23 protein-coding genes and 1 riboswitch are annotated in these 25,957 nt (G+C 67.8%); of the genes, 10 read left to right on the forward strand and 13 right to left on the reverse strand.

From position 1 onward, the window contains the following. Window positions 1-153 precede the first annotated feature (153 nt). Together G4G00_RS00605 and G4G00_RS00610 are read right to left on the reverse strand one after the other, a co-directional pair. Window positions 154-1,062, reverse strand: coding sequence for an MBL fold metallo-hydrolase (locus tag G4G00_RS00605; RefSeq protein WP_164270675.1), 909 nt, complete (start codon window positions 1,060-1,062; stop codon window positions 154-156). 151 nt (window positions 1,063-1,213) lie between these two features. Continuing rightward, window positions 1,214-1,852, reverse strand: a complete 639-nt coding sequence (locus G4G00_RS00610; RefSeq protein ID WP_108752064.1) for an NAD(P)H-binding protein — start codon at window positions 1,850-1,852, stop codon at window positions 1,214-1,216. A gap of 108 nt (window positions 1,853-1,960) precedes the next feature. Here G4G00_RS00610 and G4G00_RS00615 point away from each other — a divergent pair, with 108 nt between their 5' ends. Genes G4G00_RS00615 through gph form a run of 3 tightly spaced genes read left to right on the forward strand, consistent with a single transcriptional unit; the run spans window position 1,961 to window position 4,400 of the window. Then, window positions 1,961-2,893, forward strand: coding sequence for a LysR family transcriptional regulator (locus G4G00_RS00615; RefSeq protein ID WP_164270677.1), 933 nt, complete (start codon window positions 1,961-1,963; stop codon window positions 2,891-2,893). Between the two features lie 14 nt (window positions 2,894-2,907). Continuing rightward, on the forward strand, window positions 2,908-3,669 hold the full coding sequence (locus G4G00_RS00620; protein WP_240336058.1) for a methyltransferase domain-containing protein: 762 nt from the start codon (window positions 2,908-2,910) through the stop codon (window positions 3,667-3,669). A 59-nt stretch (window positions 3,670-3,728) separates the two neighbouring features. Then, window positions 3,729-4,400 carry a phosphoglycolate phosphatase gene (gph, locus tag G4G00_RS00625; RefSeq protein ID WP_164270681.1) on the forward strand — a complete coding sequence of 224 codons (672 nt, stop codon included), beginning with the start codon at window positions 3,729-3,731 and terminating at the stop codon, window positions 4,398-4,400. A 52-nt stretch (window positions 4,401-4,452) separates the two neighbouring features. Here the strand turns inward: gph and btuB are convergent, their stop codons facing one another. Next, entirely contained in the window at window positions 4,453-6,294 is a 1,842-nt protein-coding gene (gene btuB / locus G4G00_RS00630) for a TonB-dependent vitamin B12 receptor (protein WP_164270683.1), read from the reverse strand. Window positions 6,295-6,410: 116 nt separating this feature from the next. Beyond that, window positions 6,411-6,634: riboswitch (cobalamin riboswitch) on the reverse strand. A gap of 58 nt (window positions 6,635-6,692) precedes the next feature. On the opposite strand from btuB, the gene G4G00_RS00635 reads away from it, so the two are divergent. Together G4G00_RS00635 and G4G00_RS00640 are read left to right on the forward strand one after the other, a co-directional pair. Beyond that, window positions 6,693-7,817, forward strand: a complete 1,125-nt coding sequence (locus G4G00_RS00635; RefSeq protein WP_164270685.1) for an acyltransferase — start codon at window positions 6,693-6,695, stop codon at window positions 7,815-7,817. A 131-nt stretch (window positions 7,818-7,948) separates the two neighbouring features. After that, window positions 7,949-8,527 carry a histidine phosphatase family protein gene (locus G4G00_RS00640; RefSeq protein WP_164270687.1) on the forward strand — a complete coding sequence of 193 codons (579 nt, stop codon included), beginning with the start codon at window positions 7,949-7,951 and terminating at the stop codon, window positions 8,525-8,527. Window positions 8,528-8,647: 120 nt separating this feature from the next. Here the strand turns inward: G4G00_RS00640 and G4G00_RS00645 are convergent, their stop codons facing one another. Both G4G00_RS00645 and G4G00_RS00650 read right to left on the reverse strand, forming a co-directional pair. Continuing rightward, window positions 8,648-9,004, reverse strand: a complete 357-nt coding sequence (locus G4G00_RS00645; RefSeq protein ID WP_164270689.1) for a TfoX/Sxy family protein — start codon at window positions 9,002-9,004, stop codon at window positions 8,648-8,650. Beyond that, on the reverse strand, window positions 9,001-9,483 hold the full coding sequence (locus tag G4G00_RS00650) for a GAF domain-containing protein (protein ID WP_108752072.1): 483 nt from the start codon (window positions 9,481-9,483) through the stop codon (window positions 9,001-9,003). The genes G4G00_RS00645 and G4G00_RS00650 overlap by 4 nt, the downstream gene beginning before the upstream one ends. Window positions 9,484-9,552: 69 nt before the next feature. Between G4G00_RS00650 and bioD the strand changes: the two genes are divergently transcribed. Beyond that, complete coding sequence (bioD, locus tag G4G00_RS00655) at window positions 9,553-10,239, forward strand: dethiobiotin synthase (RefSeq protein WP_164270691.1); 687 nt, start codon at window positions 9,553-9,555, stop codon at window positions 10,237-10,239. 33 nt (window positions 10,240-10,272) lie between these two features. On the opposite strand, the gene G4G00_RS00660 is transcribed toward bioD, so the two are convergent. The 4 genes from G4G00_RS00660 to msrB all read right to left on the reverse strand — a co-directional run bounded on the left by G4G00_RS00660 (window position 10,273) and on the right by msrB (window position 15,087). Beyond that, window positions 10,273-11,715, reverse strand: coding sequence for a PLP-dependent aminotransferase family protein (locus G4G00_RS00660; protein WP_164270693.1), 1,443 nt, complete (start codon window positions 11,713-11,715; stop codon window positions 10,273-10,275). Window positions 11,716-11,990: 275 nt separating this feature from the next. Further along, window positions 11,991-12,725: a peptide-methionine (S)-S-oxide reductase MsrA gene (gene msrA, locus G4G00_RS00665; RefSeq protein ID WP_164270695.1), complete on the reverse strand. Its 735-nt coding sequence runs from the start codon at window positions 12,723-12,725 to the stop codon at window positions 11,991-11,993. A 14-nt stretch (window positions 12,726-12,739) separates the two neighbouring features. Further along, window positions 12,740-14,506 carry a cytochrome c biogenesis protein CcdA gene (locus tag G4G00_RS00670; protein WP_164270697.1) on the reverse strand — a complete coding sequence of 589 codons (1,767 nt, stop codon included), beginning with the start codon at window positions 14,504-14,506 and terminating at the stop codon, window positions 12,740-12,742. Between the two features lie 2 nt (window positions 14,507-14,508). Then, complete coding sequence (gene msrB, locus G4G00_RS00675; RefSeq protein WP_108752076.1) at window positions 14,509-15,087, reverse strand: peptide-methionine (R)-S-oxide reductase MsrB; 579 nt, start codon at window positions 15,085-15,087, stop codon at window positions 14,509-14,511. Between the two features lie 144 nt (window positions 15,088-15,231). On the opposite strand from msrB, the gene G4G00_RS00680 reads away from it, so the two are divergent. Further along, a complete protein-coding gene (locus G4G00_RS00680; RefSeq protein ID WP_108748403.1) occupies window positions 15,232-15,951 on the forward strand; it encodes a response regulator transcription factor in 720 nt (239 codons plus the stop codon). Continuing rightward, complete coding sequence (locus tag G4G00_RS00685; protein ID WP_164270699.1) at window positions 15,948-17,420, forward strand: HAMP domain-containing sensor histidine kinase; 1,473 nt, start codon at window positions 15,948-15,950, stop codon at window positions 17,418-17,420. Before G4G00_RS00680 ends, G4G00_RS00685 begins: the two co-directional genes overlap by 4 nt. Before the next feature lie 193 nt (window positions 17,421-17,613). On the opposite strand, the gene G4G00_RS00690 is transcribed toward G4G00_RS00685, so the two are convergent. After that, entirely contained in the window at window positions 17,614-17,967 is a 354-nt protein-coding gene (locus G4G00_RS00690; RefSeq protein ID WP_164270832.1) for a phasin family protein, read from the reverse strand. 114 nt (window positions 17,968-18,081) lie between these two features. Then, window positions 18,082-18,444, reverse strand: a complete 363-nt coding sequence (queD, locus tag G4G00_RS00695) for a 6-carboxytetrahydropterin synthase QueD (protein ID WP_108748405.1) — start codon at window positions 18,442-18,444, stop codon at window positions 18,082-18,084. A 188-nt stretch (window positions 18,445-18,632) separates the two neighbouring features. Between queD and G4G00_RS00700 the strand changes: the two genes are divergently transcribed. Further along, complete coding sequence (locus G4G00_RS00700; protein ID WP_164270701.1) at window positions 18,633-21,272, forward strand: TonB-dependent receptor; 2,640 nt, start codon at window positions 18,633-18,635, stop codon at window positions 21,270-21,272. A 62-nt stretch (window positions 21,273-21,334) separates the two neighbouring features. Then, a complete protein-coding gene (locus tag G4G00_RS00705; RefSeq protein WP_164270703.1) occupies window positions 21,335-23,929 on the forward strand; it encodes a M14 family zinc carboxypeptidase in 2,595 nt (864 codons plus the stop codon). A gap of 615 nt (window positions 23,930-24,544) precedes the next feature. On the opposite strand, the gene G4G00_RS00710 is transcribed toward G4G00_RS00705, so the two are convergent. Together G4G00_RS00710 and G4G00_RS00715 are read right to left on the reverse strand one after the other, a co-directional pair. Next, window positions 24,545-25,168: an outer membrane beta-barrel protein gene (locus G4G00_RS00710; RefSeq protein WP_164270705.1), complete on the reverse strand. Its 624-nt coding sequence runs from the start codon at window positions 25,166-25,168 to the stop codon at window positions 24,545-24,547. 92 nt (window positions 25,169-25,260) lie between these two features. Next, window positions 25,261-25,884, reverse strand: a complete 624-nt coding sequence (locus G4G00_RS00715) for a hypothetical protein (RefSeq protein WP_164270707.1) — start codon at window positions 25,882-25,884, stop codon at window positions 25,261-25,263. Window positions 25,885-25,957: the final 73 nt, after the last annotated feature.

A 25,957-nucleotide genomic window follows, 5' to 3' on the forward strand; every position in this document is an offset into this window, starting at 1 on the left:
GACGTACTTGCAGCGTCCCCCGCAACCGGACCCACCCCGCCATCCCACGGAAAGCAAGCTGTTGCCGTTGCTGCGGCTGTTGCCGTTGCTGCGGCTGTTGCCGTTGCAGTGAGCAGGTGCAGGGCGCAGCCCTGCAAAAAAATTTCCCCTACCTTACGGCCACTGCATCTCGCCCTTGGCCACCTTCGCACTCAGCTCCAGTGATTCCACACCGGCCAGCGCCGGGTAGCGCGCCCGCATGGCCTGCACCAGCGCCGCACTGTCCTTGGCCTTGGCCGCTTCAACATCGAACGCACGGATGTAGTCGGCAGTGAAGCGCAACGCACTGGCATCCAGCGCCGCGCCCGGCGCGTAGTGCCCCGGCACCACCACCGTCGGCTTCAGTGCCTGCAACTGCTGCAGGGTCTGCAGCCAGTCCGCGTGCGATTGCGGCGTCTGCGTGTCGGCCATCCACACGTGTTCGCCAGCCACCACCGGAATGCCGCCAACGATCGCACGCAGCGAGGGCACCCACAGCACGCTGCGGTCCGGCGTCGGCCCGTCCAGGCCGATCAGCGGCAGGCGCTGGCCTTCCAGGACCAGTGCATCACCGTCCACCACCTGCGGCACGACGATGCGCGCGGGTACGTCGGCGCCCATTTTCGGTCCCCAATACGCCAGCTTGGCGGCCTGGGTCTGCTGGATGTGGGCCACCGTCTGCGCGGTGGCGACGATACGTGCCTGCGGGAACGCATCCTGCAGCGTGGCCAGACCGAAGTAGTAATCCGGATCGCCATGGCTGATGTAGATCGTGGTCAGCTGCTTGCCACTGGCACGGACCTTTTCGACCAGCGCACGTGCGTCGCTGGCAGCGAACTGCGCATCGACCAGCAGCGCATCATGGCGGCCTTCGATCAGCACCGAGGACACCGCGAACATCGCCTGCGGCCCGGGGTGGAAGGTCTGCAGGTGCAGCTGTGACTTTGCAGCGGTGGCGGCAGCGGGCGCGGCGGGGGCGGCCAGCAGCGGTGCGCTGGCCGTGCCAAGTGCCAGCGCCATGGAGAACAGCAGAGCGTTGCGCATGCGCGATTCCTCGTAGCGTCGAGCTTGCTCGACGGGATAGCAGCCGAGGTAGCGTCGAGCTTGCTCGACGGGATAGCAGTCGAGGTAGCGTCGAGCTTGCTCGACGGGTTTTTGGGGTCAGTCGAGCAAGCTCGACTCTACGGTTTCGGTATCAATACGCGGCGGTGATGATCTGCTTCGGGTACTTGCCCGCTTCCAGTTCCGCCACGAAGGCGGCGCCGTAGTCGGCATAGCTGATGCGGCTGTGGCCTTCGGCATCGGCCAGGAAGGTCTTGGCCTGCACGCGGTACTGGCCGCGTTCGTCGCCGGGGCCGATTTCCGCCGCCGGCGAGAAGAACGTCCAGTCGATGTCCTCCACGGCCTGCAGCTGCTTCAGTGCTTCACGCGCGGCCAGTGCGTACGGCTTGTAAGCCTCGGGGAACCCGGGGGTGTCGACCAGCTGCACGCCCGGCGCCACTTCCAGGCTGCCGGCGCCGCCGACCACCACTACGCGCGGCACCTGGGCCTGGCGGGCAGCGGCCACCAGCTGGCCGGCCACGGTGGCGATCTGGCCGATGTCATCGCCCGGGCGCGGGCCATAGGCACTGGCCAGCACATCGTGGCCGGCAATGGCGGCAGCCAGCGCGTCGCGGTCATCCAGCGCGGCGATGACCGGGTGGGCGCCGGCCAGTTCGCCGGGCAGGTTCTGCGCGCTGCGCACGATCACGGTCAGTTGGTGGCCGTGGGCCAGGGCGTGGCGGGCAATCTGGCGGCCAATGTTGCCGGTGGCGCCGACGAGGGCAATCTTCATGGCAGGACTCCGTGGGGCAATGGGTTGGGGGTACGGGCCCACTGTAGGCCGCTGCAGTTGATCGAAAAACAGCGTATAACGCGCTTGTTTGTTGCATGGATCGAGCATATGGACCGATTGACCGCCATGACCGTGTTTGTCGAGGTGGCCGAGCGTGGCAGCCTGACCGCCGCCGCCGAGGTGCTGGACATGTCGCGGGCGATGGTCAGCCGCTATCTGGCCGAAGCCGAAGGCTGGCTGGGCGCGCGCTTGCTGCACCGGACCACCCGCCGCATCAGCCTTACCGCGGCCGGTGAGGCGGCACTGGCGCGCTTCCGGCAGATGCTGGCCATTGGCGAGGAACTGCAGGGCGAGCTGGCCAGCGACGATCCCGAACCGCACGGTACGCTGCGGATCACCGCCAGCGTGTCGTTCGGGCAGAGCCACCTGGCCCGCGCGGTGGCGGCGTTCGTGCAGCGCCACCCGGCCGCGCGCATCGAACTGCTGCTGGTTGACCGCATGGTGAACCTGGTGGAAGAGCGGGTGGATCTGGCGGTGCGTATCGCGCGGCAGATCGATCCAGGCCTGATCGCACGGCGCCTGGCCACCTGCCGGTCGGTGCTGTGCGCCAGCCCGGCGTACCTGCAGGCACACGGCACGCCCACCGCGCCGGAACACCTGGCCGCGCACAACTGCCTGACCCACCACTACGTGGGTCGCAGCCTCTGGCACCTGCACCGCGACGGCCGCGCGCTGTCGGTGGCTGTGGGCGGGAATATCAGTGCGAACGAGGCATCGCTGCTGGTGGAAGCGGTACGCGCCGATGCGGGCATCGCCATGCTGCCCAGCTACCAGGTGGCGCCGCTGCTGCGCAGTGGCGCGCTGGTGGCCGTGCTGCCGGACTACCAACTGGACGAGTTGGGCGTTCATGCCGTCTACGCATCGCGTCGACAGCAGCCCGCTATCATGCGCCGATTCCTGGATTTCCTGGCCGGCTGCTTCGAGCACGATCCGGCCTTCCAGGACCTCGACTGGCAACCGACGGGCAAGGAGAGCGCATGAACCATGGAACGGTAGTGAGGGATCACCGTCGTACGAGCTGGGAACTGCACGCGCCGCAGGCCCAGCCGGTGGATGCGGAGACCATCGCCGCCGCCCGCACTGGGCGCTGGCAGGTACACCTGACCCCGCGGGCGCTGCCCTTGGACTGGCTGGGCGATGTGCGTGGTCGCCGCATCCTGTGCCTGGCCTCCGGCGGCGGCCAGCAGGCGCCCGTGCTGGCCGCTGCCGGCGCCGATGTGACCGTGTTCGACCTGTGCGAGCAGCAACTGGCGCTGGACCGTGCGGTGGCCGCACGCGATGGCCTGCGCCTGCAGGCGGTGCAGGGCGACATGCGTGACCTGAAGGCCTTCGGCCATGGCAGCTTCGATGTGGTGTTCCATCCGGTGTCCAACCTGTTCGTGCCCGATGTGCGGCCGGTGTGGGCCGAGTGCCACCGTGTGCTGGCGCGTGATGGCCTGCTGCTGGCCAGCTTCTACAACCCGGTGCTGTTCGTGGGCAGCGACGATCCGCCGTTGGCCGAACAGGGACTGATGCGCCCGCGCTTCGCCATTCCCTATTCCGATCTGGAAGACCTGCCCGCGGACGAGCGGCAGGCCAAGCAGGCGCGTGGCGAGGCGATGACGTTCGGTCACAGCCTGGGCGATCTGATCGGCGGCCAGCTGGACGCAGGGTTCGTGATCGAGCGCTTCATGGAAGACTGGCAGCCGCGCCCGCGGGTGCTGATCGAACGCTACCTGCCCGCGTTCCTGGCTACCCGCGCGCGGCGGATAGGCTGAGCGGATCGGCAGACCCGCAGGAGTACACTGGGCGGCCCACGTCGTACAGGTACCGTCTCTTGTCCTATCCCTATCCGTTGGTGGTGTTCGACCTGGACGGCACGCTGGTGGACAGCGCCGCCGATATCGCCGAGGCGCTGAACCGCACGCTGGAAGACATCGGGCTGGCACGCGTGGCCGAAGCAACCGTGCTGGGCTGGATCGGTGATGGCGTGCGGCGGCTGGTGGAACAGGCGGTGCAGGCGGCCGATCGCGAAGTGGACCTGGCACAGGTGATGCCGGTGTTCATGGTGCACTACCGCGACTGCCTGCTGCGCAGCCCGCGTCTGTTCGACGGCGTGCCCGAAGCGCTGGAGCAGCTGCGTGCGCGGCAGGTGCCGCTGGCGATCTGCACCAACAAGCCGGCCGCACTGGTGCCGCCGCTGCTGCAGCACCTGGGCATCGGCGATGCGTTTGCACTGGTGCTGGGCGGTGATTCACTGCCGCAGCGCAAACCCAGCGGTGAACCGCTGCGGCATATCGCCGCGCACTTCGGCCTGCCGGTCGCGCAGTGCCTGATGGTGGGCGATTCGCTCACCGACTACCGCGCCGCGCAGGACGCCGGCATGCCGATCGCCCTGGTGCGCTACGGCTACCCGCGCGGCCTGGACCTGCACACCGCGCAGGCCGTGGCGGTGATCGACGACCTGCGCGAACTGCCGGGCCTGGCCGCCGACCTGCCGACGGCGTGATGCATCGATAACGCCGGGCGTGGCCCGGCGCTACCGTGTGCGCGTCAACCGATCACTTCGGCTGGTAGCGCACGCTCAGCTGGTACTCGCGGCCCGGCTGGTTGAACCAGGCAATGGTCTCGTACTGGCGGTCGAAGACATTGGCCACGCGTGCCAGCACCGACCACGCCGGGGTAAGCGCGTACTCGGCACGCAGGTCCAGCAGGCCGTAGCCGCCCAGCTTCACCGCGTTGTCGGCATCGTCGAAGCGCTTGCCGGCACCCTGCACGGTCAGGCCGGCGCGGAAGTCGCCGAAGCGGCGGTCCACGTCCAGGCGCGCGGTCTGCTGTGCGCGGCGCGCCAGCCAGTTGTCGAACTGGCCGCTGCCGGCGGTGCGGTTGCGCGGGTCGGTGAAGCTGAGCTGCGCGTTGATGTCGAAGCCGGCCAGCACTGCACCACCGGTCAGTTCCGCGCCGCGGATACGCGCCTTTTCCACCTGCTGCATCATGAAGGTGGCCGCGTCGTAGGTAATCAGATCGTCGATGCGGGTTTCATACACATCCAGGCCCCAGTGCCAGCCCTGGCCGTGCTGGGAAACGCCGATGTTGGCGCTCTTGGATTTCTCCGGATCCAGCGTCGGCACGCCGCTCCACGGGTCGTACAGATCGCTGAAGGTCGGTGCCTTGAACGCGGTGCCGTAGCTGGCGTTCACGCGCAGGCCGTGGCCCAGCTCCATCGCCCAGCCCAGGCTGCCGGTGGCATGGTTGCCGAACTGCTGGTTGTCGTCGTTGCGTGCGCTGGCCTGCAGCTGGTGGCGGCCGAATCGCGCCAGGTACTGCACGAACACGCCGGTGTTGCGGCGGCTGTCGACCAGGTAGCCGGCGCTGCTGCCATCCAGGTTGTCCTGGCTCCAGTCCACGCCGGTGCTCAACAGCTGGCCGTCGGCCACGCCGATGTCGGCCTGCAGCGACGCGCTGTCGCGGTGGGTCTGCGCGCTGCCACGCACACCGAAGTCGCCGAAGTTGTCCGACTCGTTGTCGCTGCGGCCGACGTTGGCGGTCAGCGCCAGGCGCTCGGAGGGCGTGTAACGCACCTTGCCGGCCAGTACCTGCTGGCGGGTTTCCGAGTAGTTGTAGTAGCCGTCGTAGTGGTTTTCACCATCGGCGCGCAGGGCGCTGCCTTCCACCGTCCACTGTTCGTTGAAGCTGTAGCCACCGCGCAGGCTCTTGGACAGATTGCGGTAGCCATCGCGGTCGGGCTCATCGGCGAAGCAGCCGGTGAACAGGGTGGCCGACCCCCGGCAGGCATCGATGCCATCGCTGTGCTGGTAGGCGATGTCGGCGCCGAACCAGCCATTGCTGCCGCTGCCGCCGATGCCGCCGCTGGCCTGGCGCAGACCATTGCTGCCACCGCCCAGCTGGAAGTGCGGCGCGAAGCTGCCGGCATTGCGGCGGGTGAAGATCTGGATGACGCCACCGATCGCATCGGCACCGTACAGGCTGGACTGCGGGCCGCGCACGATCTCGATGCGCTCGATCTGCGCCAGCGGCAGGTCCTGGAACATGGCCAGGTTCAGGTCGGCGCTGTTGATGCGCACGCCATCGACCAGCACCACCGTGTGCGAGGAATTGGTACCGCGCAGGAACAGCGAGGTCTGCTTGCCCAGGCCGCCGGCATTGGTCAGGTTGATGCCGGCGCGGCCGGCCAGCAGTTCCTGCAGCGAGGTGGCCTGGCTGGCCTCGATCTGTTCGTGGTCGATCACCTGCGCCGGCGCGATGCTGTCCTGCAGGGCGATCGGGGTGCGGGTGGCGGTGACCAGGATGGGGTCGAGCGCCTCGGCGGCTTCATCGGCCATCGCCAACGCGGGCAGGGTGGCCAGCACGGCCAGGGACAGCAATCGGGACTGCGGCTTCATCGGGGGAACTCCGGGTGCCGCGCACGCCCGCGCGGCGAAGGGGAGGAGCCACGAGGGCAGGCACGCGCCGATGCCGCAGCAGGCGCCGCGGTCATCCAGCGCCATGCCCACCGCATCGCGACCTGAGGCTTCCGGGCCGGTCTCCGGGCTTGCCGCCTGATGGCACCAAGGCCATCGTCCAGGCGCCTTCCCGTGCGCGCGGCACAGTGGCGAATTGCCTGGAACTGACGTGCTTACCGTTGCGGGGGCAGCGCCGGCCTGGCGTGTTGCCACGCGTCACCGGCTTCCCGTTTCAACCTGCCAGCCAAGGCCGCAGGTCACCTGGAAGTGCGCGCAGTCTAAGTCATTGCCTGGCGTGGGCGTTAGAGTAGTCGCCTCTCTGTGCTGGTGCCGTACCCATGGTTGCGAAGGATCGCCTGCAGTTTCTTGATGCCCTGCGTGGCCTGGCGGCCGTGTACGTCGTGCTGTTCCATGTGCAGTCGATGCCCGCACCTGCCTTGCCGGTGGCGGCGGCCTGGCTGCCGGCCGTGCAGATGGGGGCGACCGGCGTCGCGCTCTTCTTCGTGATCAGCGCGTTTTCCCTGTGCTACACCATGCCCCGGCACCATGCCAGCGGCAGGCCGCTGCTCAGCTTCTACCTGCACCGCTTCCTGCGCATCGCGCCGCTCTTCTATGTGCTGTTGATGTTTTCCCTGTTCCGCGATGGCCGCGGCGATCACCCTGGCCATTCATGGGGCGAGATCGCGGCGAACCTGTCCTTCACCTTCAACCTTTTCCCGGGGTGGGAACAGGGCATCGTATGGGCCAGCTGGGCGGTGGGCGTGGAGATGCTCTTCTACGCCATCTTCCCTGCGCTCTACCTGCTGGTCGGCAAGCCGCGCAGCGCCTGGCTGCTGATGGTGGGGCTGCAGGTGCTGGTGGTGTTGGCCTGGCTGGGCTGGCTCGGCCCGCGCATGGCTGCGTCATTGAGCGACTATGGGTGGCTGCGCCACGCCCCGGTCTTTGCGATGGGGCTGGTGGCCTTCCATGCCTTTGGCGCGCTGTCCCGATTGCCGGCGCAGCGCGCGCGGCAATGGGCCCACGGCTTGAATCTGCTGGGTGTGCTGCTGCTTCTGCTCGCCGCGTCCGCGATCTGGTGGCCTGCCGCCGGCCCTTGGCAGTGGCAGCTGTCAGGCATGGCATACCTGTGCCTGTTGCTGGGCTTCTCGCAGTGCCCGCCAGGTTGGCTCGTCAACCGCTGGACCGCATGGTTGGGAACCGTGAGCTACTCGCTGTATCTCGGCCACCCGATCGTGATTGCGGTGCTCGGTCCCGTCTTCGCGCGGGTGCTTGAAGTGCAGGGCGGCACTCTCGGCTATCTGCTGTGCGCTTCGATCACGTTGCTGGTGGTGCTGCCCCTGGCTGCACTCGGCCATCGTTTCGTGGAAGCGCCGATGATTCGCTTGGGCAAGCGGTTGCTGTCGCCCGCCATGCCGCTGCACACCGCCGCCGCAAATGGGCAGCGTGATGGTGGCGCACGCTAGAATGAAGCGCCCCGTCGCGGGGCATCAGTTCTGGAAGTTCTGCCCATGATCGTGTTCCACCTGCCGCCGCCCCTCGCCACTGACCTGCTCATGGCGCTACCGCGCCGACCGTTGCTGAGCGGCCGGCCGCGATGATCCTCGATCTGGTCCGCCACGCCGCCAATGGTCGCGATGAGTTCCTGGACGGCCGCACCGACCCACCGCAGCTTGCGCGTCTGCCGCAGGAACTGGTCGATGCCTACGCCGCGCAGGAATGGCAGCGGGTGATCAGTTCACCGCGCCTGCGTTCGCTGCACACCGCCATGGCGCTGGCCACGCCGCGCGGGCTGGATGTGGACGCCGACGAGGAATGGGAGGAACTGGATTTCGGTGACTGGGACGGGCAGAGCCTGTTCGATCTGCCGGAAGATGCGCTGGCCGCGTTCCATGCCGATCCGCATGCCTTCCCGCCGTCGCACGGCGAAAGCTGGGGGCACTTTGAGCGCCGCATCGCGCGTGCGTTGGACCGCCTGCTGGACGAGGAGGACGCCGCGCCGACCGTGGTGGTCAGCCATGGCGGACCGCTGCGAATGGTGCTGTCGCTGGTCTGTGGCCTGCCGCTGTCGCTGTGCTGGGCGCTGCGCATCGACCACGGCACGCGCCTGCGGGTGCGGGTCGAGCGCGGTGAAGTGGGGTTGGTGGGCGAACTGCTGGAGCTGCAGCAGCCCTGAGTGCGTCGGCAAGATCCTGCCGTTGTAGAGTCGAGCTTGCTCGACTGCTGTTGCAGAGGCCAGTCGAGCAAGCTCGACTCTACGGCTTCATCGAAGCGCCACGCGGCGAGCGCGGCGCCCTCAATCTTCGTCGGCGCTGTCCGTGTCGTCGTCGTTGCCGTCATCATCGAAGCGCTGCTCGTGCACCGGGCCCGAGGCCGGGCCGGCAGCCTTCAACGGGTGTGCGGCAATGCGCGCTTCGTAGTCCTGTACCAGCGCTTCGCGCTGCGGCTCGCTCAGCTCCTGCCAGTGGCAGTCCAGCAGTGCGCCTTCCAGCGAATAGAGCAGGTTCAGGCTGGGCTTGAAGCCGGCCCGCTTGACCTTCACGAAGGCCCCGACCGCGCCCAGCGCGGCCAGGTCCTCGCGGCTGCGCAGACCAACCTGGCGCAGCCAGGCCGCACTCTTCGGGCCGATGTTGCGCAGCTTGGCCGCGCTCATCCCAACGCCTCCACGAACACGCGGGCGATGGCTTCCAGGCCGGCCTGGTCGTCGCCATCGAAGCGGGCGACCTTGGGGCTGTCGATGTCGAACACGCCGATCAGTTCATCGCCGCGCAGCAGCGGTACCACCAGTTCCGAGCGCGAGGCCGAATCGCAGGCAATGTGGCCGGGGAAGGCATCCACGTCCTCCACGCGCTGGGTCACGCGCTGGCTGGCGGCGGCACCGCACACGCCCTTGTCCAGCGGAATGCGCACGCAGGCGGGCAGGCCCTGGAACGGGCCGACGACCAGCTCCTTGCCGTCGTACAGGTAGAAGCCCACCCAGTTCAGGTCGGGCAGAGCGTGGTAGACCAGTGCGGAGAGATTGGCCGCATTGGCGATGCGGTCGGTCTCGCCGTAGACCAGGCCACGGGCCTGTTCCAGCAGCTGGGCGTATTGTTCCGGCTTGCTGCCGGTAAGCGAGGCGTTGGCGAACATGGCCGCAGTCTAGCAAGCGCGCCCGGCCAGCGATAATGAACGCTCTGTTGCCCTGCTGGAGCCCTTGCCATGCCGTTGCCCACCGTGTTGCCACCGGCGCTGTTCGTCACCGGCACCGATACCGAGATCGGAAAGACCGCGGCCAGTACCGCGCTGCTGCACGCGCTGCGCCGCCGCGGCCTGCGCGCGGTGGGCATGAAGCCGGTGGCCAGCGGCAGCCACGATCTGGGCGAAGGGCTGCGCAACGACGATGCGCTGGCGCTGCAGGCGGCCAGTGACCCCATGCCGGCCTATGCCGACCTGAACCCCTATGCGCTGCGGCAGCCGCTGGCGCCGGAACTGGCTGCCGCCGAAGACGGCGTGCAGGTGCAGCTGGCGCCGATCGTGGCGGCCTTCGAGCGCTTGCGCGCCACCGCCGATACCGTGGTGGTCGAAGGCGTGGGCGGCTGGATGGCGCCGCTGTCGGCAGACCTGGACCAGCTGGACCTGGTGCGCGCACTGCGGCTGCCTGTGCTGCTGGTGGTCGGCCTGCGCCTGGGCTGCGTGAACCATGCGAGGCTGACTGCGCAATCGCTGCAGGCGGCCGGGGTGGAGTGCCTGGGCTGGATCGGCAACCACATCGACCCGGCCATGCAGCGCCAGGACGAAAACATGGCCACGCTGGTGCAGCGCCTGCCGATGCCCTGCTGGGGCCGGCTGCCCTATCTGCCCGGTGCCGATGGCGCACAGCTGGGCACCCATCTGCGCGACGCATGACGGTAGCGCCGGGCCATGCCCGGCGATCGCGCATCAACGCGCTGCCAACTCCCGCGCGATCGCGCCCAACCGTTCCACTGCGCCGACGAACCGTGCATCCAGGCTCTGGCAGCACGACAGCCGCAGGCAATGGCGGTAGCGGGCGCCGCGCGAATAGACGTGCCCAGGCATGAACACGATGTCCTGCTGCAACGCGCGTTCGAATAGCTCGCCGGTGTCCACGCCGGGCACTTCCAGCAACAGCAGGAAGCCGCCCGACGGCTCGGTAGCGCGCGTGCCGGCCGGGAAGTGCTCGGCCACCAGTTGCCGCAGGCGGCCCACCTGCTCACGGTACAGCCGGCGCATGCGATGCAGGTGGTGCTCGTAGCCACCGCCTTCCAGATAGGCGGCCACGGCATCGGCCAGGAACTGCGGCTCGCCGCCGGTGCTCTGGAATTTCAGCAGTGCGATGCGTTCGGCGAAGCGCCCGCCATCGAGCCAGCCGATGCGGTAATCCGGCGCCAGCGTCTTGGAAAAGCCGCCCACCACCATCACCCAGCCGTCGCGATCGAAGGCCTTCAGCAGCGGCGCCGGTGGCTCGCTGAACTGCAGTTCGGCGTACACCGCATCTTCGATAAGCGGTAACTGGCGGGCATTGACCAGCTCGGCCAGGCGCTGCTTTTCGGCCACCGGCATGCTGCAGCCCAGCGGGTTGTGCACGGTGGGCATCACCACCACGGCCGCCAGCGCGGTGTGGTCCAGCAGGGCATCCAGTGCGTCCACATCCAGCCCGTGTTGCGGGTGGGTGGGAATTTCGATGGCACGCAGGCCCAGGTTGGCCAGCAGCGGGTACAGGTTGAAGTAGGACGGCGCCTCGATGCCTACCGCATCGCCGGGCTCGGCCACCGCGCGCAGCGCCAGCTGCAGTGCCTCCATCGCACCGTGGGTCAGCAGCAGCCGGTCGGCATGGGTGTGCAGGCCCATGCGCGGGCCGCGGCGCACGATCTGCGCCAGCAACCGTGGTGAGCCGTTGGTGCGTGCGTAGGTTTCCAGCGTGTGCTGGCCGTGGCGCAGCACCTGCGCCGTGTGCCGGGCCAGCTGCGCGCCGGGGTAGAACTGGCGGCCGCGCGGGCCGGCGAAGGCCAGATCGACCACGCCGGGGCGCTGCTGCGCGGCCAGCACCCGCGCCATCAACGCGTGTTGCTGCGGCGCGGTGGGGGCCGACGGCGCGTCACGCAGCGAGCGCTGCGGCGCAGACAGTCGTGGTGCTACCTCGAAGCCGGCCTTGGGGCGCGGGATCACCAGACCGGCATCTTCCAGTTGCCGGTAGGCGGCGATCACGGTGTTCAGGCTCAGCTGGCGCTGCGAGGCCATCTGCCGCAGCGAGGGCAGGCGGCTGCCCACCGGTAGCCGCCCGCCATGGATGGCTTCGGCCAGCTCGTCGGACAGGCGCTGGTAGCGGGGCGCGGCCACGCCGGCCTGCTCATCTGTATCCATCGTTCTGGCCATGGTCTGGCTCTGTACCCGTAATGCCCGCGAGCCTAGCATGTTGCTGTCGGACCGGCCTGATCGGGGCAGGGCCGAACTTTCGCAGCGCACGGCCCTGGTGGCCGTGCGTTTTTTTTTGCGGCGGGTTCGAGGCGTCGCGCTTGCTGGACCGATTGACCCAGGTAGAGTCGAGCTTGCTCGACTGATCGGCAAAGCAGTCGAGCAAGCTCGACTCTACGAGGAGCCAAGTCGAGCAAGCTCGACTCTACAGAAGCGGGGTGCCATCAGCGCATCGGTACCAGCGTTGGCTGGCGGCGGTACAGCGCCGGGAACTGGCGGCCCAGCGCGGCCAGCTTCGGTGCGTCGTAATAGCGGATGTACGCGGCCTGCGGGTAGTTGGCCATGTAGTTCTGGTGGTAGGCCTCGGCCGGGTAGAAGCGCTGGCCGCTGGTGATCTGGGTGACGATCGGCGCGCGGTAGACACCGGCCTGCTGCAACTGACCGACATAGGCGCGGCTGGCGGCCAGCTGGCGGGCATCGTCGCTGAAGATCGCCGAGCGGTACTGGCTGCCATGGTCCGGGCCCTGGCGGTTCAACTGGGTCGGGTCGTGTGCCACCGCGAAGAACACCTGCAGCAGCTGACCGTAGCTGACCTGGCGCGGATCGTAGTCCACCCTCACCGCTTCGGCATGGCCGGTATCACCGCGGCTGACCCGTTCGTAGCGCGCGTTGGCGGCGCTGCCACCGGCATAGCCCGACACGGCATTGCTCACACCTTTCACGTGCTGGAACACGCCCTGCACGCCCCAGAAACAGCCACCGGCGAACACCACGCTGGCATGGGTGGCATCGTCGGCGAACGCGGCCGCGCCGGTCGGTGCGGGCAAGGCCATGGGTGCAGGCGAGTCAACCGGGGCGGCCATGGCGCCCCGGTCCAGCAACAGCACGCCTGCCACCAGTGCGCTGGCGACCAGGCCGGCCACGCCGGCGGCAATTCCCTGTTCAAAGGACAGTTTCATCGCATCCTCCCGGTTCAACCGAAGGTAAAGGCGTAGGCCTGCACGCCCGCATCAAGGAACTCGATCTCGAAACGGTGCGGCACTACCGAACCGCGCTGGCGCACCAACTGGTACAGCCGGTGTTCGTCGACCACGCCGCTGCCATCGGCGCGCACATCCGCGCCGGCGTCCGCGGCTGGCAACGGCCTGCCATCCAGCAGCACGCGGAAGCGCACCGGGCGTCCGTCCGCGCCGGGGGCCAGCACCAGATGCAGGTCGCGTGCATGGAACTGGAAACCGATGCGACCGCCGCTCTGCTGCAGTTGCGCCGCTTCATCGCTTACCGTCCAGCGCCCGGCCAGGCCCCACTGGTTCAACTGCAGCGCAGCAGGCAGGGTGTAGTCGAACGGCGTGTCGTCGCGCTGGCCGCCGGGCGAGGCGAACTGTTCGGCACGTGCATGGCCCAGGTAGGTTTCCGGTGAACGCAGGTTGCCCATGTCGGCCTGCGCGGCCACGCCCTGCAGATCGGCGGCAGCGGGGTCGGCCGGTGCCGGCAGATCGGTCTGCCCGGCCTCGGTCAGCAGGCGACGGATCACCTGTTCGGAATGCGCATAGTTGCCCTCGCCGAACTGGTGCGCGCGGATGTTGCCCTGCGCATCCACGAAGTAGTGCGCCGGCCAATAGTTGTTGTTGAACGCGCGCCAGATCGCGTACTGGTTGTCCAGCGCCACCGGGTACTCAACCTTCAGCTGCTGCACCGCCTTTATGACGTTGCGCGGGTCGCGTTCGAAGGCGAACTCCGGCGTGTGCACGCCGATCACCACCAGGCCGTGGTCGCGGTAGCGGCGTTCCCACTCGTGTACATAGGGCATGGCGCGCAGGCAGTTGATGCACGAGTAGGTCCAGAAATCGATCAGCACGACTTTGCCGCGCAGCTGCTCGCGGTCCAGCGGCGGGCTGTTCAACCAGCCGGTGGCGCCGGTCAGTGCGGGCAGGGTGCCTTCCATGGGCAACGGTGCATCGGCCGCAGCAGCGCTGGCCGACATCATCATCGACGGCGGCGAAGGTTGCGCGCCGGGCACGGCATCGAGCAGAACCTGTTCGATGCGCGCGGTGCTGACCGTGGACAGGCGGGTCAGCAGGCCGGTATCCCAGCCCAGGCCGATGGCCACCACGGCCAGCAGCGCGGCAACGCCCAGCACCTTGCGCACGGCGTCGCCCAGGCCCAGGCGCGCCTGCAACGCACGGAACACGCGCCCGCCCACCCACACGGCCAGCGCCAGCGCGGTCATCGCACCCAGCGCATAGGCCAGCAGCAGGGCACTGGTGCCCACGCTGGCGCCATGCAGGGCGGCGCCGGTCAGCACCAACCCCAGGATCGGGCCGGCGCAGGGCGCCCACAGCAGGCCGGTGGCAATGCCGATCAGCAGCGAGGTACCGGCGCCACCCCGGCCGGCGGCATCGGCGGCGTCAGCACGCGCGCTCAACCGCGCACCCACGCGCTGGAACGGCGCCAGCAGGTGGTCGGCCAGGCGCGGCCACAGCAGCGCCAGCGCGAACAGCGCCATCAGTACCAGCGCCACCCAGCGCCCGATCTGGTTGGCCTGCGCCACCCATTGGCTGCCGACCGCGGCCAGGCTGGCCACCACGGTGAAGGTCAGCGCCATGCCCAGCAGCAGCGGCAGGGTGCTGCGCAGGAACGGCCGGTCGGCGCGCGCGAACACGAACGGCAGCACCGGCAGGATGCACGGGCTGAGCAGGGTCAGGGCACCGCCCAGGTAAGACAGCAACAGCAACAGCATGGTCAGGCTCCTGCAGCAGAAGAAGAGGTGCCAACGGGCACGCGCCAGCCACCGGCGGCGTCCTGCCGTGCCGGGCCGGGCTGGAACAGCAGCGCCACCCCGTTCATGCAGTAACGCAGCCCGGTGGGGCGCGGGCCGTCGTTGAAGACGTGGCCCAGGTGGCCGCCGCAGCGCCGGCAATGTGCTTCCACCCGCAACATGCCGAAGGTGGTATCGCGGTCCTCGCCCACGGCGTTGTGCAGCGGCGCCCAGAAGCTGGGCCAGCCGGTTCCGCTGTCGAACTTGGTGGACGAGGAGAACAACGGCAGGCCGCAGCCAGCGCAGACGAAGGTGCCGCTGCGGTGCTCGCGGTCCAGCGGGCTGCTGCCCGCACGTTCGGTGGCCTGCTGGCGCAGCACCGCGTACTGCGCCGGGGTCAGCAGGCGGCGCCATTCGGCATCGCTGCGCATCACTTCGAACTGGCGTTGCGGGCGCGCTTCAGCGGCTGCCGGCGTGGCCCGGCTGCAGGCGGCCAGGCCGAGCAGGCCAGCGGCGGTGGCGGCACCGCCCAGACCCAGCAGGTGGCGTCGGGTGAGGGGCATGGCGGACTCCGGGAAGGGGCGACGGGGCCATGCTGCGCCCGCCCGGGTCAACGAATCCTCACGCAGGATTCAATTTTTCGTGAGGTATCGGCGGCCTTCCCGCGCCACAATGCGGGCAGCCTCCCCACTGGCCCCGAGCTGCCGATGTCCGCAAAACGCGTCCTGATTGTCGAAGACGATGCCCATATCGCTGATCTGCTGCGCATGCACCTGGCCGACGAAGGCTATGAGGTGATGCACGCGGCCACCGGCGATGCCGGCCTGCACCTGCTGGAACAGGATGGCCCGTGGGACGCGCTGGTGCTGGATGTGATGCTGCCGGGCGTGGACGGGCTGCAGGTCTGCCAGCGTGCGCGTTCGATGGCGCGCTACGTGCCGATCATCATCATCAGTGCGCGCGGCAGCGAGACCCAGCGCATCGTCGGCCTGGAGCTGGGCGCCGATGACTACCTGGCCAAACCCTTTTCCATGCCCGAGCTGGTGGCGCGGGTGCGCGCGCTGCTGCGCCGTGCCGAAGCCATGGCACAGAGCGCACGCATCGATGCCGGCGCGATCGATCTGGGCGGGCTGCGGCTGGACCCGGTGGCGCGCACCGCCTCGGTGGAAGGCAACGCGCTGGAACTGACCCCACGTGAGTTCGACCTGCTGCTGTTCTTCGCCCGCCACCCCGACCAGGTGTTCGCCCGCATGGAACTGCTGAACCAGGTGTGGGGCTACCAGCACGATGGCTACGAGCACACGGTGAACACCCATATCAACCGCCTGCGCAGCAAGATTGAAACCGACCCGGCGAACCCGCGCCGGCTGCTGACCGTGTGGGGCCGCGGCTACAAGCTGGTGGACCCGGCCGGGGCGGGCGCATGATCACGCCGAACCTGTGGCAGAAGCTGGCCGCGGTGATCGCCGCGCTGATGCTGGTGTGCTGCATGGCGTTGCTGGCGCTGCAGATGCGCGCCAATACCCGGCACGAACAGGAAGTGGTGCAGCGGCTGTCGCTGGGCTTGGCCGAGCACATCGCCCAGCGCAGCGAACTGATGGACACCAGCGGCATGCGCGACGCTGCCGTGCGCGCGCTGTTCGGCCAGCTGATGGCGGTCAACCCCAGCGTGGAGGTGTACCTGCTGGACGAGCAGGGCCGCATCCTCGGCCACGATGCGCCCAGCGGCCACCTGCGGCGCGACCGCGTGGACGTGGCGCCGCTGCGCCGCCTGCTTGCTGGCGCGGCGCTGCCGATCCTGGGCGACGATCCGCGCAGCGAGCGCGGCCGCAAGGTCTTCAGCGTGGCGCCGCTGGTGGTGCAGGGGCGCCCGGCCGGCTACGTGTACGTGGTGCTGGTGGGCGAGCACCGGCAGATGCTGGCCGACGATCTGGCCGCCAGCAGCCAGTGGAACACCACGCTGTGGTCGATCGTGCTGGTCGGCAGCCTGGGCGTGCTGGCCGGCCTGCTGGCCTTCTACTGGGTCACCCGACCGCTGCGGCGGCTGACCCGGCGCATCCAGGCGTTCGACATCGACGCGCCTTCGGTGCTGCCGCCGTTGGCACCGCTGCGCCCCGGCGAGCGCGATGAACTTAAGATCCTCGAACATGCCCATGCGCAGATGGCGCAGCGCCTGGGCGAGCAGTGGCAGCAGCTGCGCCAGCAGGATCTGCAGCGGCGCGAACTGGTGGCCAACATCTCGCATGATCTGCGCACGCCGCTGTCGTCGCTGCATGGTTATCTGGAAACCATGGCGCTGAAGGAGGCCACGTTGGCGCCGGACGAACGCCGCCGCTATCTGGGCATCGCCCTGGCGCAGAGCGCGAAGGTGGGCCGGCTGGCACGCGCGCTGTTCGAACTGGCGCGGCTGGAACACGGCGAAGTGCGCCTGGAATGGGAGGTGTTCGCGCTGCCCGAGCTGGTGCAGGACGTACTGCAGAAGTTCGAACTGGCGGCACAGGCACGTGGGCAGCGGCTGCACGCCGACGTGCCGCAGGGCCTGCCGCTGGTGCGCGCCGATCTGGGCCTGGTGGAGCGCGTGCTGACCAACCTGCTGGACAACGCGCTGCGCCACGCCCCGGAAGGTGGACAGGTCACGCTGACCCTGCGCGCCACAGAGGACAGCGTGCAGGTGAGCGTGGCCGACGATGGTCCCGGCGTGGCACCGGCGCTGCGCGATGGCCTGTTCCAGGCACCGGCAGCGCTGGGCGCGCGGCGTGGCGACAATGGCGGGCTGGGCTTGCTGATCGTGCAGCGCATCGTGCAGCTGCATGGCCGCCGCATCGAACTGCGCGACAGCGCGCAGGGTGCGCTGTTCGTGTTCAGCCTGCCGCGTGCGGACAGCGCGGCGGCCTGACGCGCCGCCGTCCCGCCGGGCATGGCCCGGCGCTACCGTGATGCACGCGACCGGACCCATCGTCGGTAGATCCACGCCATGCGTGGATGCGTTTGGCCGAATCGCAGGCAAAAAAAGACCCGGCAGAGGGAGGGATCTGCCGGGTCCGGATTGCATGGGGGGAGGGACCCATGCAATGAGCGTGGGCGTAACGTCAGTGGCTGTTGGCCGTGGCGTCCGCCGGGGATTCGTTGTGGCCCTGTACCAGTTCAGACCAGGCCTTTCCGGCCTGCAGGCCCAGATCGACCATGTCCTGCTGGGCCTGGCCCAGCCGCTGCAGGTTGTCCTGCCACAGCTGTGCGCCCTTGGGCAGCAAGCCTGCCGGGTCCTCGCTGCGGGCCAGTTCGCCCAGCCAGCCGCCGGTCGCGGTCAGGTTGCGTTCCATCACCTTCAACTGCAAGCCGAACATGCTTTCCGCGTTCTCCAGCGCCATCCGGTTTGCACGGGTGGCGGCCGCCGCCAGCTGGCGGGTGGCATCACTGAAACGATCGGCGAAGGCGTTGGCCATGGCTGCGTCGAAGAAGTTGATGCAATGCAGCATACGCCGATCATGCGGCATTGCAACAAAAATAACGAAGGCGCCCGAGGCGCCTTCAAAATGCTTTCAGGATCAATGGCTTGATCAGCCGCCTGGGCCCCGGTAACGGCAGCCGGAGGTGCAGGTTTCGTGCACGGTGATCTCGCTCAGCGCGGGCAGTACCGGCTTCAGCTCGTTCCAGATCCACACGGCCAGGTTCTCGCTGGTGGGGTTTTCCAGGCCGGGAATGTCGTTCAGATAGTGGTGGTCCAGGCGCTCGTAGATCGGCTGGAAGGCCGCCTTCACGTCGCCGAAATCCATGATCCAGCCGGTCTGCGCGCCGGGCTCGCCTTCCACCTTCAGTTCCACCCGGAAGGAGTGGCCGTGCAGGCGCGCGCACTTGTGCCCCGGCGGCACGTTGGGGAGGCGGTGCGCCGCCTCGAGCATGAAGACTTTGAAAATTTCCATGCCGCGATTGTACGCCGCCAACCGCGCGCTGACCCCCTTGCATCGGTTGCTGATGTAAACATTTCATTTCCATCTTGATAAAGAGATGTTAGCTTCTCTTATATCCGTATGAAGAGATGTTATTGGTCCGGACCGGGCCAGGCATGGACTACTGCGGAACTTGTCGTCACCACCACCCCACGAACGTCATGCCCCAGAACACCCTCCTTGCAGCGGCCCTTGCGGCTGCCCTGGCCACGCCGTTGTCCGCGGCGGCCGACACCTCCACCGACGCCAGCGGCGAGGCCAGCACCCTGGCCGCTGTGCGCGTTACCGGTTCCAACATCAAGCGCTCGGACACCGAAGCCTCCAACCCCGTGCAGGTGATCGGCCACGAGCAGCTGCAGACCAGCGGCAAGGCCACCGTGGCCGACGTGCTGCGCTCGATCTCGGCCAACACCGGCAACGCCGCCAACGAAACCACCAACAACGGCTGGGCATCGGGTTCGGCCGGCATCGGCCTGCGCGGCCTTTCGCAGAAGAACACGCTGGTGCTGCTGAACGGCCGTCGCCTGGCCAACTACGGCTTCCCGGCCGGCGGCCTGTCGGACACCTTCGTCAACCTCAACGCGCTGCCGCTGGTGGCCGTTGAACGCATCGAAGTGCTCAAGGACGGCGCCTCGGCCGTGTACGGCTCCGACGCGGTGGCCGGCGTGGTCAACATCATCACCCGGCAGAACTTCCAGGGCGCCGAAGTCGGCGGCAGCACCGGCACCGCCGACCAGGGCGGGCTGGACGAACAGAAGCTGCACTTCGTCGGCGGCATCGGCGACCTGGACAAGGACGGCTACAACATCCTGGTCAGCCTGGAAGGCTACAACCGCGACCGCCTGGACCAGGACCAGCGCGACCTGACCAAGAGCGGCATCTACAGCGACCAGCCCGGCGGCCGCTGGAACGGCTGGTCGGCCAAGGGCGCACGCTATCTGGTGAACGGCGTCTCGGTGCCGATGCTGGACGCCAACGGCAACTGCCCCACCGGCACCACCCTGGTGGCCAGCGCGCCGATCGACGGCCTGGCCGGCAACACCTGCGGCTTCAACCAGGCGCCGTACACCACCCTCATTCCGTCCACCAAGCGCTGGCAGGCCTACGTCAACGGCACCTTCCGCGTCAGCGACAACGTCGAAGCCTTCGGCGAAGTGCTGTACAGCGATATCAAGGGCGTGTCCTGGTTCGGCAGCAGCCCGTACTTCACGCTGGAAAGTGGCCGTTTCGCGCTGAATGCCGATACCGGGCTGGCCGAACCGGTGTCCTCCAACTTGCCGGCCAGCAGCCCGTACAACCCGTATGGCCGCGCCATTCCCATCGAATACACCTTCTTCGACCTGGGCGGCACCATCAAGACCAACCGTTCGCAGGCCTACCGCGGCCTGGTCGGCCTGCGCGGCAGCACCGCCAACTGGGATTGGGAAGTGGGCGCGTTCGGTGCACGCAGCAGCGAGCGCGAGACGGTGTCCGGTGGTTTCGCCAACCGCTGGGCGCTGGCCGATGCGCTGGCCACCGGTAGCTACAACCTGCTGAACCCGTCGGCCACCCCGGCCGAGGTCATCAACGCGATCAACATCAGCACGCTGCGTCCGGCCGAGTCGGTGCTGCAGGGCATCGATGCCAAGGTGTCGGGCACGCTGGGCCGCACCTGGGCCGGTGATATCGGCTTCGCCGCCGGTGCCGAATGGCGCCGCGAGAAGCTGGATTCGGAAAACCCCTGGCAGATCGACGCCGGCCTGCAGATCCGCCCGGCCATCGCCGAAGTGCATGGCGAGCGCAAGGTGACCGCAGCCTACGCCGAAGTGAACGTACCGCTGGCCTCTACGCTCGAACTTTCCGCCGCCGCGCGCGCCGACCACTACAGCGATTTCGGCGATGCGTTCTCGCCGAAGCTGGGCCTGCGCTGGCAGCCGCTGGACATCCTGCTGGTGCGCGCCTCGGCCTCGAAGGGCTTCCGTGCGCCGTCGCTGTCGGAAAACTCCAACAGCACCAGCATTTCCTACGGCAGCGTGATCGATCCGCGTGATCCGGACGTGCCGGGCTCGCGCCAGAACCCCACTTTCTTCACGGTAGGCAACAACGATCTGAAGCCCGAACGCACCCGCAGCTACAACTTGGGCTTCGTGCTGTCGCCGTGGTCGAACACCAACCTGAGCGTGGACTACTACAAGATCGAGCTGGACAACCTGGTCGGCACCAACAACAGCCAGACCCTGGTGACCGACAACGTGCCCGGTGCGGTGCTGCGCGATGACCGCGGCAAGCTGCTGGCGGTGTACAACCGCTACCAGAACCTGAGCAACCTGAAGACCTCGGGCATCGATGTGGAACTGCGCCAGCGCATTCCCACCGAGTCGTTCGGCGACTTCACCGTGTCCAGTGCCTTCACCCACGTGCGTGACTACCGTCGCCCCACCGTGGTCGGCGGCCCGCTGGTGGATTACGCCGGCAGCAACCTGGGCGCCACCCTGCCCAAGAACAAGGCCACCACCACGCTGGATTGGCACTACGCCGATGTAAAGGCGGCGCTGACCTGGTACTACACCAGCGGCTACGACCAGAAGGCCAGTGCTGCGGCCGCGGCCGTGCAGGATCGCGTGGACGCCTACAACCAGCTGGACCTGTACCTGGCCTACACCGGCTTCGAACAGCTGACCCTGTACGCAAAGGTGCAGAACCTGGCCGACAAGGCACCGCCGTACGACGCCTCGTTCCCCGGTATCCGCGCGCCGTACGACTTCAGCCAGTACGACCTGCGCGGGCGCTACTTCACCGTCGGTTTCGATTACCGCTTCTGAACCACCGGCCGCGACCGGCCAGCACTGGCCGGTCGCGCTGCCCTGCATTCCGGGAAAACACCGTGTCCTTGCATCGCCGTACCGTACTGCCGCTGCTGATCGCCGCCGCCACTGTCTTCGCCGCGCCCAGCGTGGCCCAGGCGCAGAGCGCCTACTTCTTCCCGCAGGCCAGCGAAGCTGCGGCCTTCGACGCCAGCATTCCGACCCCGGAACAGTTCCTGGGCTATCCGATCGGCAGTCGCTTCACCCGGCATGACCAGCTGGTGGCCTACTTCCAGGAACTGGCACGCCATTCGGACAAGATCAGCGTGCGCGAGATCGGCCGCAGCTACGAAGGCCGCCCGCTGCTGATCGCCACCGTCACCGCTGCCAGCAACCAGGGCCGGCTGGAGCAGATCCGCCAGCAGCACGCGACCCTGGTCGATCCGGCGCAGCCACGCAGCGCCGCCGGTGACAGCCCGGTGGTGGTGTGGCTGGGCTACAGCGTGCACGGCAACGAAACCTCCAGCGGTGAAGCGGCCATGCTGACCGCCTACTACCTGGTGGCCAACCGCAGCGCCGAAACCCAGCAGTGGCTGCAGCAGGCGGTGGTGCTGTTCGACCCGGCGCAGAACCCCGATGGCCGCGATCGCGCCGCCAACTGGCACAACGCCTGGGCCTCGGAACCGGCCTCGGCCGACCCGGCCGACAAGGAACACGTCGAACCCTTCCCGCAGGGCCGCACCAACCACTACTTCACCGATCTCAACCGCGACTGGCTGGCCCTGACCCAGCGCGATTCGCGGCCCAAGGTGGAGGTGTTCCACCAGTGGTACCCGAACGTGCAGATCGACTTCCACGAGATGGGCAAGGACAACACCTACTATTTCGAGCCGTCGCCGAAGAGCATGCACAGCCCGCTGATCCCGGCGGCCTCGTATGAATTCAACAAGACCCTGGCCAAGTACCATGCGCAGTCGCTGGATGCGTTGGGATCGCTGTACTACACCGGCGAAAACTACGACAACTTCTCGCCGGTCTACGGCTCCACCTACCCCGATTTCCACGGTGCGGTGGGGGTGACGGTGGAACAGGCCAGCTCGCGTGGGCGCGTGCAGGAATCGGTGAACGGTCTGCTGACCTTCCCGTTCACCATCCGCAACCAGGTGGCCACCGGGCTGGGCACCGTGCGCGGCGCGGTCACCGAACGCAGTGGCCTGTTCGACCTGCAGAAGAGCTTCTTCCAGAGCGCACTGAAGCAGGCCGGCCAGCAGCCGGTAAAGAGCTTCGTGTTCGGCGATGCACATGATCCGGCGCTGACCCGTCGCTTGCTTGAGCTGTTGCTGCTGCACCGGATCGATGTGCATGCGCTGCCGCGCGATGTCACCGTCGATGGCCAGGCCTTCAGCGCAGGCAGCGCCTACGTGGTGCCGGTGCAGCAGGCGCAGTTCCGCCTGGTCCATTCGATCTTCGCCGAAACCCCGCCGATCAAGGGCGATGTGTTCTACGGCAGCACCAGCTATGCGATCGCGCCGGCCTATGGCGTGGCCTTCGCCGGCAGCCGCAGCCGCATCGACGGTGGTGCCGCGGTGACCGAACTGCCGGCCGCAGGCGGTGGCGTGGTCGGTGGCCAGGCAGCTTTCGCGTATGTCATCGACTGGCGCGATTACAACGCCAGCCGTGCCCTGGCCGAACTGCAGGGCAAGGGCGTGCTGGCGCGTGCCGCGTTCAAGCCATTCACCGCGGGCACGGCGCAGGGTGATGTGGCCTTCGCCGCAGGCAGCATCGTGATTCCCGTAGCGGGGCAGTCGCTGCAGGGTGCGGCACTGCTGGATGCAGTGAACGCGGCCACGCGCAGCGCAGGCGTGCAAGCCCACGCCCTGGCCAGCGGCCGCAGCCGCGATGGCATCGATCTGGGCAGCGACAGCGTCAAGGCACTGCGCAAGCCGGCGGTCGCGCTGGTGATGGGCGAGGGCGTGACCGCCACCGAGATCGGCTCGGCGTGGTTCCTGCTGGACCAGCAACTGCATCTGCCGGCCAGCAAGCTGGACCCGCAGCAGCTGGGCAAGGTGCCGCTGGATCGCTACACCACCCTGGTCCTCTCTGGCGGCAACTACGCCGGCGTGGATGCTGCGGCGGTGGCCGCGCTGAAGCGCTGGGTGCAGGCAGGCGGTTCGCTGGTGACCTATGGCAGCGCCTCGAAGTGGGCGATCGAGCAGAAGCTGGCCGAGGGCGAAACGCTGGGCAAGGATGAAGACGCTGCCGACGAGAGCCGTCGCGCGTTCGGCGACCAGCGCGACATCGCCGCGATCGAACGGGTCAGCGGCAACATCCTCAGCGCCGATGCCGATACCTCGCACCCGCTGGCCTTCGGCGTACCGCGCCGGCCGCTGGCGGTGAACAAGGAAAATGCCGTGGTGCTGCATCCCAGTGCCAATCCGTTCTCTACGGTAGTGCGCATCGACAGCCCGCCGCGGGTGAACGGTTATCTGTCCGAGCGCAACCGCAGCCGCGTGGCGGGCAGTGCCTGGCTGCTGGTATCGGCGCAGGGGCAGGGCAACGTGGTGTTGTTTGCCGATGATCCGGCGCACCGCAAGTACTGGCACGGCACGGATCGCCTGCTGATCAACGCGATCTTCTTCGGGAATCTGGTGAATCCTAGTAAAGCGCGGGGTTGAGGCTTTACGCGCCTACCTGATGCTGGGGTGGGAGGCAGGGGGCCTCAGCCAGGACACGCCGTTAACCCATCCATGGGGGCTCGTAGGCGCCTTGCTCGTGTGCGCAATCCTGCGCACACGGCAAGACCGGGGTTGGGCGTCCTGCCCAACCCGCCCGAGGCATGCCTCGGGCCCATGGCGCCTGCGGTCCTGGCTGAGGCGCCCTGCCTCCCCTGACAGTTTCCTGCGGGCGCGGACGCATCAAGCCCGAAGGCGGGAGCAAGGGCAAAAGCAAATACAAAAGCCGAAGCAGGAACTGCTGCTTCGGCTTTTGTATTTGCTTTTGAATTTGAATTTGAATTTGAACTTGATCTTTCTTCTCCCGGCTACCCGGCGGGACAAGAAGGCGCTGGGAATGTCCGCAGCGCTGGGACGCGGGGGCGGCGCAAAACCGCAGGCGCCAAGGATGGCGCCTACGAGCCCCCACGGATGGGTTAACGGCGTGTTTTGCGCCGCCCCCGCGTCCCAGCGCTCAGGTAGAGCCTGCCGCGTGCTCTACCACCCGGCAGCCAGCCAAAAAAAAGGACGGCGCGTCAGCGCCGTCCCCCAATAGCCCCCGCGCAGCGGGAAGTAAGACTAGAAGCTGGCGCGCACGCCGGCCCGGTACTCGGACGCGTCCTTGTCGAACTGGCCTTCCAGCACCACGCCCCAGGTATCGGTAATGTTCAACTGGCCGCCTGCCACGCCATACCAGCGTGCGTCCTGGCCGTCACCACCGTTCGCGTAACCGCCCTTCAGCCAGCCCTCCAGGTGGTCGGTAAACCGGCCGCGCACACCGACCATGCCCAGCACCTGATTGAACCGCGACGTCTGGCGCGACCGCTCATCGCCAACGCGATAATCCGACTCCGCAGAGCGGTGGTTCCAGGCGAACTCGCTGGTGAAATCCACGCTCTCGCTGATCGGCGCGTGGTAGCCCAGCCCGAGGTACGGGGCATCGACTGTGGTTTTCACCTTCGCAGCGCCGGCGTGGTCGCTGCCGCTGACGCGTGATGCGCCCACGATCACATGGAACTGCGGTGTGACGGCGAACGAACCCCGTACGTAGCCGCCATCGCTGGTGAAGTCGCCGGCATTGCCAGCGTCCAGAATCAGTCGGTTCCAGCCACCTTCAACGTAGGTGTAGCTGAGCTCGTCGCTGGCTGTCGCCAGTGCTGGAAGTGCAAGCAACAGGCTGGCTGCCAGCAGCATCTTGCGCATCGTTCAAGTCCTTGTGTCGAGCGAGGGTGCATGAGAGCGCCAGCACCGCAACGCAGTGCGGGGCCGGGCATTGGGTTTGCAGCGCGGGCGGATCAGAAGCTTGCGCGGACGCCGACGCGGTACTCGGCGAAGTCGTCGTAGAACTGGCCCTCGGCAACCACACCCCAGGTGCGGTTGAAGCTGACCTGGCCACCGAGGGTTGCCGTCCACGTGCCGTCGAAATTGCTGTTGCCGTCGATGTAGCCGGCCTTGAGCCACGCCTCGGTCTTCGCCGACGGCTTGCCGCGTACGCCGAAGGTGCCCACGGCCGTGTTGACCGACGTCGTGCTCGAGTAGGTCACCCCATCGGAACGCACTTCGCCCTTGCCGCGGCGGCGGTTCCACGCCAGGTCTGCGGTGAAGTCCACCTGATCGCTCATCGGCATGTGATAACCAATACCCAGGTGCGGCTGGTCAAGCGTGGTCTTCACGCTGGAATAGGCATAACGGGTGGTGTCGGTCACGCGCGACCAGCCACCGAACACGTTGACCTGTTCGGCGATGGCGAAGGAGCCACGCACATATCCGCCATCGGCCTTCGGATCGTTGAGTGCACTGGAACTGATCTGCAGCTGGTTCCAGCCCCCCTCCACATAGGTGTAGCTCATGCCGTCGTCGGCGATGGCCGTCAGCGGAGCACCAAGAAGCAACGTGGAGGCCAGGAGAATCTTGCGCATCATGCGTGTCCTTATCGGGTAGCGATCCAGACCGGGACACCCAGGGGTGACCCGGCTGCGACGTCGTGTCGCC

It is taken from the genome of Stenotrophomonas sp. B1-1 (assembly GCF_010894375.1).
Taxonomy (GTDB): domain Bacteria; phylum Pseudomonadota; class Gammaproteobacteria; order Xanthomonadales; family Xanthomonadaceae; genus Stenotrophomonas.

What these genes read in the sequence shown, in the direction of transcription:
- G4G00_RS00605 (WP_164270675.1), bottom strand. Translation starts at nt 1,062, where the DNA reads ATGCGCAACGCTCTGCTGTTCTCCATGGCGCTGGCACTTGGCACGGCC.
- G4G00_RS00610 (WP_108752064.1), bottom strand. Translation starts at nt 1,852, where the DNA reads ATGAAGATTGCCCTCGTCGGCGCCACCGGCAACATTGGCCGCCAGATT.
- G4G00_RS00615 (WP_164270677.1), top strand. Translation starts at nt 1,961, where the DNA reads ATGGACCGATTGACCGCCATGACCGTGTTTGTCGAGGTGGCCGAGCGT.
- btuB (WP_164270683.1), bottom strand. Translation starts at nt 6,294, where the DNA reads ATGAAGCCGCAGTCCCGATTGCTGTCCCTGGCCGTGCTGGCCACCCTG.
- G4G00_RS00635 (WP_164270685.1), top strand. Translation starts at nt 6,693, where the DNA reads ATGGTTGCGAAGGATCGCCTGCAGTTTCTTGATGCCCTGCGTGGCCTG.
- G4G00_RS00640 (WP_164270687.1), top strand. Translation starts at nt 7,949, where the DNA reads ATGATCCTCGATCTGGTCCGCCACGCCGCCAATGGTCGCGATGAGTTC.
- G4G00_RS00645 (WP_164270689.1), bottom strand. Translation starts at nt 9,004, where the DNA reads ATGAGCGCGGCCAAGCTGCGCAACATCGGCCCGAAGAGTGCGGCCTGG.
- G4G00_RS00650 (WP_108752072.1), bottom strand. Translation starts at nt 9,483, where the DNA reads ATGTTCGCCAACGCCTCGCTTACCGGCAGCAAGCCGGAACAATACGCC.
- bioD (WP_164270691.1), top strand. Translation starts at nt 9,553, where the DNA reads ATGCCGTTGCCCACCGTGTTGCCACCGGCGCTGTTCGTCACCGGCACC.
- G4G00_RS00660 (WP_164270693.1), bottom strand. Translation starts at nt 11,715, where the DNA reads ATGGATACAGATGAGCAGGCCGGCGTGGCCGCGCCCCGCTACCAGCGC.
- msrA (WP_164270695.1), bottom strand. Translation starts at nt 12,725, where the DNA reads ATGAAACTGTCCTTTGAACAGGGAATTGCCGCCGGCGTGGCCGGCCTG.
- G4G00_RS00670 (WP_164270697.1), bottom strand. Translation starts at nt 14,506, where the DNA reads ATGCTGTTGCTGTTGCTGTCTTACCTGGGCGGTGCCCTGACCCTGCTC.
- msrB (WP_108752076.1), bottom strand. Translation starts at nt 15,087, where the DNA reads ATGCCCCTCACCCGACGCCACCTGCTGGGTCTGGGCGGTGCCGCCACC.
- G4G00_RS00680 (WP_108748403.1), top strand. Translation starts at nt 15,232, where the DNA reads ATGTCCGCAAAACGCGTCCTGATTGTCGAAGACGATGCCCATATCGCT.
- G4G00_RS00685 (WP_164270699.1), top strand. Translation starts at nt 15,948, where the DNA reads ATGATCACGCCGAACCTGTGGCAGAAGCTGGCCGCGGTGATCGCCGCG.
- G4G00_RS00690 (WP_164270832.1), bottom strand. Translation starts at nt 17,967, where the DNA reads ATGGCCAACGCCTTCGCCGATCGTTTCAGTGATGCCACCCGCCAGCTG.
- queD (WP_108748405.1), bottom strand. Translation starts at nt 18,444, where the DNA reads ATGGAAATTTTCAAAGTCTTCATGCTCGAGGCGGCGCACCGCCTCCCC.
- G4G00_RS00700 (WP_164270701.1), top strand. Translation starts at nt 18,633, where the DNA reads ATGCCCCAGAACACCCTCCTTGCAGCGGCCCTTGCGGCTGCCCTGGCC.
- G4G00_RS00710 (WP_164270705.1), bottom strand. Translation starts at nt 25,168, where the DNA reads ATGCGCAAGATGCTGCTGGCAGCCAGCCTGTTGCTTGCACTTCCAGCA.
- G4G00_RS00715 (WP_164270707.1), bottom strand. Translation starts at nt 25,884, where the DNA reads ATGCGCAAGATTCTCCTGGCCTCCACGTTGCTTCTTGGTGCTCCGCTG.